General features: G+C 48.2%; 13 protein-coding genes. 8 read left to right on the top strand and 5 right to left on the bottom strand.

The window, feature by feature from the left end:
* The 5 genes from ACJ2PR_RS10375 to ACJ2PR_RS10355 all read left to right on the top strand — a co-directional run.
* On the top strand, window positions 1–1109 hold a 1109-nt coding region (locus ACJ2PR_RS10375; protein ID WP_446876947.1), incomplete at its 5' end, for a glycosyltransferase family 4 protein.
* A 49-nt stretch (window positions 1110–1158) separates the two neighbouring features.
* Window positions 1159–2346 carry a glycosyltransferase family 4 protein gene (locus ACJ2PR_RS10370; RefSeq protein WP_446876946.1) on the top strand — a complete coding sequence of 396 codons (1188 nt, stop codon included), beginning with the start codon at window positions 1159–1161 and terminating at the stop codon, window positions 2344–2346.
* 24 nt (window positions 2347–2370) lie between these two features.
* Window positions 2371–3534, top strand: a complete 1164-nt coding sequence (locus ACJ2PR_RS10365) for a glycosyltransferase family 4 protein (protein ID WP_446876945.1) — start codon at window positions 2371–2373, stop codon at window positions 3532–3534.
* Window positions 3535–3724: 190 nt separating this feature from the next.
* Window positions 3725–5107 carry an O-antigen ligase domain-containing protein gene (locus tag ACJ2PR_RS10360; protein WP_446876944.1) on the top strand — a complete coding sequence of 461 codons (1383 nt, stop codon included), beginning with the start codon at window positions 3725–3727 and terminating at the stop codon, window positions 5105–5107.
* A 4-nt stretch (window positions 5108–5111) separates the two neighbouring features.
* Complete coding sequence (locus ACJ2PR_RS10355; RefSeq protein WP_446876943.1) at window positions 5112–5504, top strand: hypothetical protein; 393 nt, start codon at window positions 5112–5114, stop codon at window positions 5502–5504.
* Window positions 5505–5508: 4 nt separating this feature from the next.
* On the opposite strand, the gene bioB is transcribed toward ACJ2PR_RS10355, so the two are convergent.
* Window positions 5509–6447 (bottom strand): biotin synthase BioB, encoded by a 939-nt coding sequence (gene bioB / locus ACJ2PR_RS10350; protein ID WP_446876942.1) that lies wholly within the window; start codon window positions 6445–6447, stop codon window positions 5509–5511.
* 153 nt (window positions 6448–6600) lie between these two features.
* Between bioB and ACJ2PR_RS10345 the strand changes: the two genes are divergently transcribed.
* Both ACJ2PR_RS10345 and lspA read left to right on the top strand, forming a co-directional pair.
* Window positions 6601–7254: a biotin transporter BioY gene (locus ACJ2PR_RS10345; protein WP_446876941.1), complete on the top strand. Its 654-nt coding sequence runs from the start codon at window positions 6601–6603 to the stop codon at window positions 7252–7254.
* Between the two features lie 53 nt (window positions 7255–7307).
* Complete coding sequence (gene lspA, locus ACJ2PR_RS10340) at window positions 7308–7778, top strand: signal peptidase II (protein WP_446857672.1); 471 nt, start codon at window positions 7308–7310, stop codon at window positions 7776–7778.
* Window positions 7779–7786: 8 nt separating this feature from the next.
* Here the strand turns inward: lspA and ACJ2PR_RS10335 are convergent, their stop codons facing one another.
* The 4 genes from ACJ2PR_RS10335 to ACJ2PR_RS10320 all read right to left on the bottom strand — a co-directional run bounded on the left by ACJ2PR_RS10335 (window position 7787) and on the right by ACJ2PR_RS10320 (window position 11273).
* Entirely contained in the window at window positions 7787–8284 is a 498-nt protein-coding gene (locus tag ACJ2PR_RS10335; protein ID WP_446876940.1) for a hypothetical protein, read from the bottom strand.
* 15 nt (window positions 8285–8299) lie between these two features.
* Window positions 8300–8665: a hypothetical protein gene (locus ACJ2PR_RS10330; protein WP_446867248.1), complete on the bottom strand. Its 366-nt coding sequence runs from the start codon at window positions 8663–8665 to the stop codon at window positions 8300–8302.
* 276 nt (window positions 8666–8941) lie between these two features.
* Window positions 8942–10600: an ArnT family glycosyltransferase gene (locus ACJ2PR_RS10325; protein ID WP_446876939.1), complete on the bottom strand. Its 1659-nt coding sequence runs from the start codon at window positions 10598–10600 to the stop codon at window positions 8942–8944.
* A 196-nt stretch (window positions 10601–10796) separates the two neighbouring features.
* Window positions 10797–11273 carry an MgtC/SapB family protein gene (locus ACJ2PR_RS10320; RefSeq protein WP_446876938.1) on the bottom strand — a complete coding sequence of 159 codons (477 nt, stop codon included), beginning with the start codon at window positions 11271–11273 and terminating at the stop codon, window positions 10797–10799.
* 418 nt (window positions 11274–11691) lie between these two features.
* Here ACJ2PR_RS10320 and ACJ2PR_RS10315 point away from each other — a divergent pair, with 418 nt between their 5' ends.
* Window positions 11692–11868, top strand: a complete 177-nt coding sequence (locus ACJ2PR_RS10315; RefSeq protein WP_446857667.1) for a hypothetical protein — start codon at window positions 11692–11694, stop codon at window positions 11866–11868.
* Window positions 11869–11870: the final 2 nt, after the last annotated feature.

The raw sequence follows: 11870 nt of genomic DNA, 5'->3' as shown, positions 1-11870 counted from the left end.
CGCGGGGATTGGTCAAACGAGGGCATCGAGTCAGCCTGCTTTATGAGCGCGACGGCAACCTGGTCGATGAGTATCGCAAGTTTTGTCAGGATGTGATCAAGATTGATACATTTGGATTCGATCGCCGTAAGGTAGACGATATTCTCAAGTTTGTTCGCAGTTTGATCAGGATTGGTACAATTCCTGCTGATCAAGATAGTCTGGTTTTTTGTAATGCGTATCATTCTGCTGTGTTTGGTTATGCATTGTCATCGTTAAAACATCTTCCCTTTATCTGCTACTTTCAGATTCCTCCCTGTGATTTCAATCGTCAGCGTCGCGTTGCACTCAATGGCGTTGATCAATTCATTGCAGTTTCTCACCAAACTAAGCTGGAATGGGTCAAGTTTGGGTTAGCAGAAGAGAAGATTGAGGTCATTCAAAATGGCACCGATCCCAACAAATTCAAACCTGCTGAAGACTTCGCTGCCCTAAGAAAAGAATGGGGATTATCTGAAAACGATCGCGTTATCTCCTACGTCGGCAGAATTGACGAATCAAAAGGCATCGAATCACTCATCAAAGCATTAGGTATATTGCACCAGCAAGGAATCACCCCTCACCTTTTGCTAGCCGGAAAACCCGTCGTTCACTATGATCCCGAAAAAGGCAGAGAATGTCCCGAAGCGGGTGCAAAATATCAACAGTCATTAGAACAATTAGCGATCGATTCAGGGGTTGGAGAGCAGGTGAAGTTTTTAGGACTATTAAAAAATCCCGTACCCCTTTATCAAATCAGCGATGTCAATGTTTTGTGCAGCACCTGGCCAGAACCTTTTGCCAGAGTCATTCTAGAATCAATGTCCTGTGGAACGCCGATCGTAGGTAGCCGCATCGGAGGCACGATCGAAGCCTTAACAGGTGAATTTGAGCGCGGATTATTCACACCCAATGATGAAAAAGATCTCGCAAGGTGTCTGACCAAAATATTGGATTGGCGATCACAAGAACCTGAACTAGGCGTGCGATATCGAGACCATGTACTCAAACATTTTGGTCTAGAAAAACTCGTCGAAAACTTCGAGACCACCCTGCTCAAAGTCGCCCAAAAATCCAAGATCGCCGCCTAATTTCAACAGATTATTTCATCCCTCATCCCTCATCCCTCATCCCTCCAAAATGCCTCAATCCCCTCGTATGCTCTCGATCGTAGAAGGCTTTATCGGACATCTCACCTACGGGCGCTTGATGCGAGAATCTCTAAGCCAATCTTGCCCGATCGACTTCTATTGGCACAACGACGAACGAGAACTGAGAACCCGTCTGATGAGCCGAGCGATCGGACATTATCGCATTCCCCCAACTCGCTGGACATTAGAACAGAATACCGATTTTTTTCTCTTTCGATTTCAAATGTGTCTTGGCTATTTTGCGCGACGGTTGGTGTTAAGAAAAATGGCAGAAACTCACTATACTGCTCTCCATTTTCATACCCAGCCCCTTGCGTATTTATGCCTCGATTTGATGAAAGAAATGCCGATGGTCATTAGTCTCGATCGCACGGCTGCTCAAGCTTCCAGAGAATATACTAAGCCGAGTTTGAGATGGACATTTGCCCCCAATTTTCGTCTCGACAAGCAAGTCTTTGAAGCAGCAAAAAGTATCGTCAGTTTCTCAGAAGCAGCCCGACGATCGGTGATCGAAGACTACAACATTTCACCCGAAAAAGTCACAGTAATTTATCCAGGGGTTGATGTCGATAAAATTCCCGTTGCTGACGTTAGAAGTTGCTCTAGTGAGACTTTTAGCATCCTATTTGTGGGCGGCGATTTTGAGCGGAAAGGTGGCTACGATCTGGTCAAGGTATTTTTAGAAAAGTTTAGCGATCGTGCCGAACTTCACCTGGTTACTCAAACTCCAATTGAGGTCAGCCATCCCAATATTCATATCTATAAAAATATTAAAGCCTACACGTCTGAGTGGCTCAATCTTTACCATCAAGCTGATGTATTCGTGATGCCGACGTATGCAGAACCGTTTGGTTGGGTGTTTCTAGAAGCAATGGCGGCAGGGTTACCGATTGTGGCCACCAATATCACAGCAATTCCTGAAATGGTAACACCTGGCGAAAATGGATTACTGATCGAACCGGGTGATCTTTCTGCCTTAGCTCAAAGCATTCAACACTTGATCGAAAATAGAGAACTGGGGCAAAGAATGGGGGCAAAAGGTCGTCAGTTAGTTGAGCAAAAGTTTAATGCTAAAGCCCATTTTTCAAAGTTAGAAGCGCTTTTTCAAGCCGCGATCGCCGCTCCCAATCTCACAACCGAACTCGTCCAATCTTCCCTGTCTAAAACAAAAGCCTGAACCCTACAGTTCAAAGAATTACTTATGAAAACTCTCTTCACTTGTCACTATCCCTTTAATCCAAATGCAGGGGCTGCGGGTGTGACGTGGCGGCTTGGTCAGGAATATCAAAAACTGGGGCATGAAGTTCAATATTACTCATTGAACGAAGTTCCTAAACAGATCCATCGGCTCCTGAGATTTGCAACTTTTCCAGCATTTGTCGCCTATCAAATCTCACAATTAGCGGACGAAATCGATGTCGTAGACGCTTCAACGGGAGATGCCTGGATCTGGGCAACTTTAATTAGCAAACTCCACAAGCGTCGTCCTCTATTAGTCGCACGTTGCCACGGACTTGAACACATTGAACACCTGGAATATCTCGAAGAAGCTCGACGCGGCAATCTACAGTTGAGTTGGAAATATCCCCTTTATCGCGGCAGCATTCGACTATGGGAAGCAGCGACTTCAATGCAATGTGCGGATGTTGTGTTGTTGTTAAACGAGCGAGATCGCCACTATGTAATTGATCAATTAGGCGTTGATCCCGATCGGGCCCACGTCGTTGCAAATGGCATTCCTGATGATTATCTACGGCTCCCATTTGAACCGACTCCCCCCCCTGATCAGCCCATTCGGATTGCCCAAGTAAGCAGCTACATCATCCGCAAAGGCATCCAGTATGGCACGCCTGCTCTCAATGCGATTCTCAACCGTCATCCCACCGTCGAGGTCAGCATGTTAGGTACCGAATGCCCCGCCGATGAAGTGTATGCGGATTTTGATCTGGGTGTGCGCGATCGCGTCAAAGTCGTCCCTTCTTACCAAAACAACACGCTGCCAGCACTACTCAAAGGACATCACATCAAACTTTTTCCGACCATTTCTGAAGGATTTGGCGTTGCGCTTGTCGAAGCGATGGCTTGTGGACTCGCCCCCATTACCGCTGCTGCTCCCGGCCCATTAGAAATCGTGCAGGATGGCAAAGATGCGATCGTCGTTCCTAGTCGAGACAGTCAAGCGCTAGAGCAATCTTTGGAACAGTTAATTCAAGATCGCTCATTGCTGGATCGCCTACGCCGCAATGCTTACAACACGGCTCAACACTACAGTTGGTCACGAATTGCTCAAGACAATCTGCGCTATTACAAGGCAGCGATCGCAAAGACTCGTGAAGTTAGCGATATGGGGAGGATTAAAATCTAAGAGCGCGAGAAACTCACTTAAAATTCGGTTCCCCTTTTTCAGGGAAGCTAGGGGAATCATCCGCGAGTGATCTACTAAAACTCTCTATTTGTGATCTCTTGAATCTACTGATCCTATCTATATAAACATTAGTTGTATTGTGTATTGAATATCAGGTCTACGATCGAATGAATTACCCCCCCCAAACCCCATGCCTTCCCTTCTAAAACCTGCCCCCGCTTGGCTGGCAATTCTTGGCTTTTCTCTGTTCTCTGCCCTTTGCATTCTGATTCGCGTTGGCGGAGTGTTGCGGCTGGCGTTTCCACTAGGGGCTTTATTCGTCGGACTCTTTCTCTATTTGCGCTACCCCCTTTTGTATCTTGGCTTTACCTGGTGGGTTTGGTTTTTGGCAGCGTTTGTGCGGCGTTTGGTCGATCAGCAGGCGGGATGGGTTGATCCAAATCCAGTGTTGTTGGCTCCGTTTTTTGTGACGATCGTCTCTCTCCTAACGTTTGCCAAACAGCTTCCAAAAGCGATTCGGGGCAGTGGGTTGCCTTTTGTGCTTTGTGTGCTGGGCGTAATTTATGGGTGTCTAGTAGGTGTGATTAATAACTCACCAACCGCCGTAATTGTGCCTTTATTAAACTGGTTGACTCCTGTCGTATTTGGGTTTCACTTATACGCCAACTGGCGCAGCTATCCAGAAATTCGGCAAACGATTCAGCGCATTTTTGTCTGGGGAGCATTTGTGATGGGTGCCTATGGTGTGGTGCAGTTTTTGGTCGCGCCTCCGTGGGATCGCTTCTGGCTGCAAAATCAAACAACTCAGGTCTTTGGAACGCCCAACCCTCTAGGAATCAGAACGTTTAGTACGATGCACTCGCCCCAGCCATTCGCCGCTGTGATGGTTGCAGGGTTATTTATTTTATTTGCCAGTCGTAGTCCGATTCGATTCCCTGCCTCTGCGGTGGGGTATTTATCTTTTTTATTGTCACTGGCTCGATCGGCGTGGCTCAGTTGGGTCGTTGGCATTGTTGTCTTTTTGCCTTCGCTGAAACCAAAACTACAAATGCGTTTGATTGTGACTATTTTAGTCATGATGATTTTTGTATTGCCCTTAACGTTCATCGAGCCGTTCTCAACTGTAATCGGTTCGCGGGTACAAACCCTATTTGCAGGTAAAGAAGATGTCAGTTATGCCGATCGTGCAGAAGGCTACAGCAAGTTTCTCACTCAGGCACTCACCAACGTCTCAGGAGAAGGCATGGGCTTCACGATCCAAAGTTCTGTAATTGGCAGCAATGATAGCGGCATTCTGACGATGCTCTTGACCCTGGGCTGGCTGGGAACGTTGCCCTATTTAGGGGGTTTGCTGCTCTTGATTGCAACGCTAGTTCAAAGTCAGGAAGCGAAGTTTGATGCATTTGCCAGTACTGCTAGAGCGATCGCGATCGCCACGTTTTCTCAAATCAGCCTCAACAATGTGATGCTCAGTTCTTTTGGCATGGTGCTATGGACGTTTATCGGCATTACCATAGCAGCCCGACAATACTACGCCAAGCTCACTGTCGAGCCACCAGAGACTAAAGACTAAAGACGTGAAAATTAAACATTTTTTTGTTCAAAGTCCAAAGTCCACCTTCAATGTTAATATTGCGCCAGTGATTTCGCGAATGATGATGACTCAAGAACCCGATATCAATAATCAATACCAGCTTCGGATGATGGCGCAGGCTGTTACCGAATTAGCAGAAAGAATCGATCAAGGCTTCGATCGTACGGCTCAAAACATCGAGCAGGGCTTCGAGCGCACCAACCAAAACATCGAGCAAGGCTTCGAGCGCAACAGCCGAAATTTGGACAGTCTCAGAGAACTGGTCGAAACCGGATTTGACGACCTCAAGCGAGTTAGCCAGCAGCAGGCAGATACCGCCCGATCGCTCGCCGAAAGCGTTTCCAGATTGGTGATTTTGTTAGAACGGAAAAGTTGACCTTCTAAAGCGGTTTAGGAATCATACCCAGACGATCGAGCAGCGCTTCATCCTGCGATCGCTCTGGATTGGGAGCCGTCAACAACACAGACCCCGTAAAAATCGAGTTGGCACCCGCCATAAAACACAAAGCTTGCAGTTCATCGCTCATTTGGGTTCGCCCCGCAGTCAGCCGCACCATTGAGTTAGGAAAGAGAATTCGAGTGGTGGCAATGACGCGCACCAGGTCGATCGGATCAACAGGCGGCGCATTCTCTAAGGGCGTTCCGGGAATGGGGATCAGACAGTTAATCGGAATCGATTCGGGAACGGGGTCAAGATTACACAGGGCTTCGAGAAAACCTAACCGATCTTGCGTCGATTCACCCATGCCCAAAATGCCACCACAGCAGACCGAGATTCCTGCCTCGCTGACGGTGCGAATCGTTTCTAACCGATCTTGATAAGTGCGCGTCGTGATCACCTTGCTGTAATAGCTGGGCGACGTGTCCAAATTGTGATTGTAGGCTGTCAGACCCGCTTCTTTAAGCTGCTTTGCCTGATGGGGTTTGAGCATTCCCAACGTACAGCAAACCTCCATTTCTAGCGCAGCGACCTGACGCACCATTTCTAACACGCGATCGAACGGGGCCCCATCTCGCACTTCTCGCCAGGCCGCTCCCATACAAAAGCGAGTCGATCCGGCAGCTTTGGCCATTTTTGCCTCAGTCACGACTGCCTCAATCTCCATCAACGGTTCTGGCTGCAAATCCGTCTGATGATGCACGCTCTGAGAACAGTAGCCACAATCTTCGGGACACGCTCCCGTCTTGATATTGCCCAACGTACACATCTGAATGGCGCGTGGATCATGATGCGCTCGATGCGTCTTTTGCGCCTCAAACAGCAGATCTGGCAGCGACTGGTGATAAATTTTAGCGATGGAGTCGATCGAGGTCATCATGGCAGGAAATTTTGAGGGATAGGGAGGGCGTTGCCCCGCATTCGCGAGGAGGGATGAATGGGAGTTCTGTAACTGGCGCTCATTGTTTATCAAGATTATCAGCACATCGCCGATCGAATAATGCAGAAATTCTGATCTCTCTCCAGTGATACAATGCCTACCACCATGACTCGGTTTCCTCGCTCAAAATTGCAGCCTCGCCGTTTGAATAGATCTGTTCGCGTGATTACCGTCACTGAATTATTGTGGGCTTTAATTGGGCTGCTGCTGACGATCGGCGGCACACTTCTCAAAGCCTCGATTACTGGGTTGCCGTGGACGTGGACTTCGCAGACGGTGCCCCTGCACTTTTTGGGTGTCAACTATCAGATTGGGGCGGTTTTGCTGGTGGGCTGTCTGGGTGGCAAAAATGCGGCTGTGATTTCTCAGATTGCTTACCTGGCACTGGGGTTGGTGGGTTTTCCTGTCTTTGCTCAGGGGGGCGGACTGGGCTATCTCAAAGAACCCAGTTTTGGCTATCTAATTGGCTTTATTCCGGGCGCTTGGATTTGTGGCTACTTTGCCTTTAGAACGCCACCTCGACTAGAATCGTTAGCTTTTAGTAGCCTGTGCGGGTTGCTGACAGTTCACTTAACGGGCATTGTCTACTTAATTTTGGCTTACTCCCTCAACTGGGTCGATGCAGCCAAGCAGCCTTTCTTTAAGTCGCTGCTCAATTTTTCGGTCAACTTACTACCGGGACAGTTTGCTGTCGTTTGTGCGGTGACCGTGTTAGCGTTTGTGATGCGCCGCTCAATGTTCTACTAGTGATTGGGAGTGAGCAGTTTTGTCACTCGACCCTTAAAATTCCTCAGCCTTTGATGCTAAAAAACCGTTTCTTTTGGATTGCTGCGATCGTGGGTCTGCTGCTCGATCGATTGACCAAATTGTGGGTTGTCAAAACGATGACGCTCGGCCAGTCAATTCCTTTAATTTCTGGTGTTTTTCACTTTACCTACGTGGTCAATAAGGGAGCAGCGTTTAGCTTATTTCAGGGCAGTCTGTGGCTGCGGTGGCTGTCGTTGGCGGTGAGTATTGGGCTGATGGCGCTGGCGTGGTTTGGGCCGCGGATGATTCGATGGGAGCAGTTGGGCTACGGTTTTATTTTGAGTGGCGCGTTGGGCAATGGCATCGATCGCTTCGTTTTGGGTCATGTGGTCGATTTTCTAGATTTCCGTCTAATCAATTTTCCAATTTTCAATTGGGCAGACATTTTCATCAATGTGGGAATTGTTTGTTTACTGATTGCGACGTTTCATAAACCAAACAGCGATCGAGATTCAGCCATTTAGCCAAAACATTATTTAGAGACAAAAAATGCTTTGATTGATTTAGAAAACGCCAGATAGAGCGTCGCTACAATCGATAAAATATTCAGAAAAATCGTTGTGGAAACATCTACGATCAGACTTTTTGGAGTGGGAAACCACCGATTAAAAGGGAAATCTTTGTAGTAAGATTTGGGATACAGTTTGGGCAGATCTTTGCTTCCATGAAGGATGAAATGATAAGCCATTTTTGAGCTGTCACTGCTGAGAATAATGGCCGTAAATCCTGCTAAAACCAGTACACCAATCCATCTGCCGTAAAGTTTTCTGTGCTGCAATCCCCAAAAGCCAAGGGCGATCGCGCTAAAAATTCCAGCAACCAGCGCCACCTCAAGCCCAAAGTTGAGAGTCCAGCAATGGCCTTCTAGTTGAGAGCAAGCAGAAAAGCTTTTAACCAGACTCACCAGAATGATGAACAACATCATCAGCATCAGAGCCTGTGTAACCCAAACGATAAAAGGACGATTCATAACGCGCTCGACTCCTCAAAAGCTAAAGAAAAGCCAGGTTAAAATGCTTGACCACAAAAGCCACCACACAATAGTCGCCAAGATAACTTGAACGGTTCGTCGATTAAAAGGAGCACTCAGATTTTGTAACCCGTGTAATCGGCTGGTCAACACATAACTCAACGGCAACCCCACAGGCACAATTACCGATAAATAAATTCCCATAATCCACAAATTGCCATTGCTAATTGGGATGGCTTGACGCTGTAAGATCGTGTTCAACAATATCGCCCAAACTGTAGAGATCAAAAGCCCAGGAATTCCCATTAAGGCCAGTCCGACAACAATCAGACCCAAAGCAATCAAAGTCCAAAGTCTGAAGGCTTTCCAACGAAACGTCATTGCTTTACCTATAAGTTTGAATGCGCGATTTGAGGCTTGCGATCGACGCTTTGTGCAGAAGAAATAAAAGGCTGCTTGCAAATTTTTAATTGCGGTACTAGATACCTGGCGATCGTCCCTAACTCCTTAAAAAGTGAGGAACTCAATTAAATATTTTTGCGACCTTGATGTAAATTTGATGAAACTGTTTGCCCTGCATAGATCGGCTCCCTAGATTCCCACAGGTCAGGGATTTTGAATCAAACAATGCAGCGAAAAAGATTCATCGAATTCACGTCAATTCGAGAGCACCTTAGTTTTGACCTTCGATCGAGCCGTCGGATTGCGCGTGATCAAAACCCAGTCTTCCACCATCCAGGCTTGAGTTTGGGGAGATAACGTCACCTCAGACCGTTGTCGCAGTTGGTAAGGATGAGGGTCAGTTTTCCAATGCTGCTGAAGCTCTTGAGGAGAAGCGGGAATCACCGCCCGATCGCTATAAAAATTCAATGACGGACGATTGAAAGCATAAGACGTATAGACAACCTGCCCCGGTGGAGTTGCTTTGCGAATCATATCGGCTACGGGCCGCACCGGATAAGCTTCTGACAACTCCCAGACCCAATGATCAGACATCATCAACACCAGCAGCGTTAGATATGTTCCCCACAGCAGCACTGAGATAAACTGCGTATCCTGGCGACTGATCAAAATCGCCGTAATTGCCAGCGTCAAAGCCAGCGTCAAAAACACCAGTTGTAAATCAGGCTGAAAATCAACCTTGAAATAGTAAGCGCTACCCACCCCCGCTACCCCCGCCAACAGCACAAACACACCACACCACAACCGGGACTGAGCGATCGGGCGAACTTGAAAAATCTCCGTCGTCAAAGGATGCCACAGGCGGCTCAGTTGGGCACCTACCACTAGCGACAGCGCAGGATACATCGGCAACACATACCAGGGCAGCTTGGTTTTCATGACTGAGATGGTCACAAAATAAATCACACTCCACAGCAGCGCCAACTTTGCCCAACTCAGCGTGCGATTGTCCCAGGCCAGCCGAAATCCTGACGGCAAAAAGACCAGCCAGGGCACCCATTTAAGCAACTCGACCAGGTAGTACCACACTGGCCCGCGATTGGGGCCAACCGTTTCCCAGACTCGCTTGGCAGACTGATTTAACAAGTGCGCGTCTACAAAAATTTGGCGATATTGCTCCCATTGGGCGTAATACCAGAGCGCAACCGGAGCCACCCCTAGTAAAATGCCACACCAGAGATAGCGAGACGTGATCAGGCGAGGCGTGTCCCAAATGAGAAAAATCAGCGCGATCGCTCCCAGCAAAATAGCCAAGATTCCTTTCGTCAAAAACAGCAGCCCAAAGCCGACCCCCACCCCCAACCCCCAGCGCAAATCTCGCCGCGATCGCAGCAGACAGGCCATCAGCCACACAAAGAAACACAGCACTGCCCCATCCAACATTGCCAACCGCCCGTGACGCACTACAGGCAGCGAAGTCAGGTAAACCAGAGCGGTAAAGACAGCCGCCGATCGCTGAAAAAACAGTTCTCGCCCCATCCAATACATCAATGGCACAGAACAGGCAGTCAGCATGGCTCCCGGCAGTCGAGAAGTCCATTCATTTACGCCCGCGATCGAGTAGAGCAGCGCCATCAGCCAATGGACTAGAGGCGGTTTGTTGAAATAGGGATTGCCCGTCAGTTCTTTGGGATAGATCCAATTTTCAGAGCCAAAGGGCGATCGAGCCATTTCTCGTGCCACTTGAGCCACAATGCCTTCGTCCCAATCGCGCAAGGGCAAATTTCCCAAACTGACCCCAAACAGCACCACCGCCGCCACAAATAGCCCAATCAGCCAGCCGCGATCGATCCAGGAGTCAAATCGAGGAGTTCCCATTCCAAATTGGCGATTTGTCGAAATTTCGTGACCCATGCTCCACTCCTAACAACCCAGGACTACGGTTGATCTAGTTGATCTATTTACAAAATCGGCTGTCAGGGGGCAGATGAGCGATCGCTCAGCCCGGTCATTCTTTACCTGTGCGCTTCCAACTTTCTATTATCCACGTCCAGCCTCTACCAGCACATTCAGAACTCAATCAGTCTGCCGAGATAAAAGTGAAAAACCGTTACTGGTCGCTGTCTTCATCGGCTCGAATAAAGGAGGCTTCCTCTAACTTTTTGACCCCGCCGAGCGTCAGTAGGGTGAGAACCGTTCCACTGATTGCAAGCTGCCACCAGCCACAGCCCGACACGATACCCAGAGCAGCCGTCACCCAGATCGAAGCGGCCGAAGTCAGCCCCTTAACCGTGGGACTGGAGCGATCTTGCCGAGACAGATGCAAAATTTCGCCTGCGCCCAAAAAGCCAACCCCCGTCGCGACCCCCTGAATGACTCGGCTCACCCCATCTGCCGACATCGAAAACCCCGCCGGGATCAACGTAAACAGCGCCGCTCCTAGACTGACGAGCATGTGAGTTCGCAGACCAGCCGATTTGCGATTTCGTTGACGGTTCCAGCCGATCGCTCCGCCCAAAAGCAGCGCCAATCCCAGTCGCAAAAGAATCGTTTGCCAGTCATCAGAACGAATTAGATAAGAAGCCATCGATCGTTTTCACTCAACTTGTGGAACATTCAAAAGGAATTGCATTATAAGGGGCCGCTTGAACAGGGTAGGTTGCTCGTCATCTTTCTCAAGACAGACCCGTTATCTTTCTAAAGACAGAGGTGAGGTTAAAAGGCTAGAGCAAGCTATCAGGAATCCTCACAAGAAACTCACAAGTTTCTAATAGATTGCTAATCAAGAAGTTTCTCGTCAACTCAACTTTTTAAGGTTGCAAATCCAAAACTTCTACGCTTTGTGACCTACTTTACAAAATTGATTAGTTTACCACCCAAAAGATGGGGGAATTCCCGCTTGTTGCTGATCCCCGGACTCGGCTAAGGTGAACGTGAGGACTGAAAGACGGTTTTACAAAGTGTATTGTCCGATTCATTCTTTAACAAAAGTTAGGTTAAAAATCATGGCTGAATGTCCTTGCTGCGCTGAGAAATTATTACGCCATGTTCGACAAGGTGGAGTGTATTGGTTTTGTACCCACTGTTGGCAAGAAATGCCTGATTTAGCCTCTCAGGTGCTCGATCGTGAGCATCAACAGCTTGTCAAGCAAAGAAAATCGCAAGTGCTGGTTGGGAAGTAGGC

The sequence above is a fragment of the Phormidesmis sp. 146-33 genome (assembly GCF_052939515.1).
The sequence above is the reverse complement of the archived record's forward strand: the minus strand, read 5'-3'. Positions and strand labels throughout refer to the sequence as shown.

Excerpts from the sequence above, each read along its gene's own strand:
- ACJ2PR_RS10370 (WP_446876946.1), top strand. The coding sequence starts at position 1,159 with ATGCCTCAATCCCCTCGTATGCTCTCGATCGTAGAAGGCTTTATCGGA.
- ACJ2PR_RS10320 (WP_446876938.1), bottom strand. The coding sequence starts at position 11,273 with ATGGCTTCTTATCTAATTCGTTCTGATGACTGGCAAACGATTCTTTTG.
- ACJ2PR_RS10335 (WP_446876940.1), bottom strand. The coding sequence starts at position 8,284 with ATGAATCGTCCTTTTATCGTTTGGGTTACACAGGCTCTGATGCTGATG.
- ACJ2PR_RS10325 (WP_446876939.1), bottom strand. The coding sequence starts at position 10,600 with ATGGGTCACGAAATTTCGACAAATCGCCAATTTGGAATGGGAACTCCT.
- lspA (WP_446857672.1), top strand. The coding sequence starts at position 7,308 with ATGCTAAAAAACCGTTTCTTTTGGATTGCTGCGATCGTGGGTCTGCTG.
- ACJ2PR_RS10330 (WP_446867248.1), bottom strand. The coding sequence starts at position 8,665 with ATGACGTTTCGTTGGAAAGCCTTCAGACTTTGGACTTTGATTGCTTTG.
- ACJ2PR_RS10365 (WP_446876945.1), top strand. The coding sequence starts at position 2,371 with ATGAAAACTCTCTTCACTTGTCACTATCCCTTTAATCCAAATGCAGGG.
- bioB (WP_446876942.1), bottom strand. The coding sequence starts at position 6,447 with ATGATGACCTCGATCGACTCCATCGCTAAAATTTATCACCAGTCGCTG.
- ACJ2PR_RS10315 (WP_446857667.1), top strand. The coding sequence starts at position 11,692 with ATGGCTGAATGTCCTTGCTGCGCTGAGAAATTATTACGCCATGTTCGA.
- ACJ2PR_RS10345 (WP_446876941.1), top strand. The coding sequence starts at position 6,601 with ATGCCTACCACCATGACTCGGTTTCCTCGCTCAAAATTGCAGCCTCGC.
- ACJ2PR_RS10360 (WP_446876944.1), top strand. The coding sequence starts at position 3,725 with ATGCCTTCCCTTCTAAAACCTGCCCCCGCTTGGCTGGCAATTCTTGGC.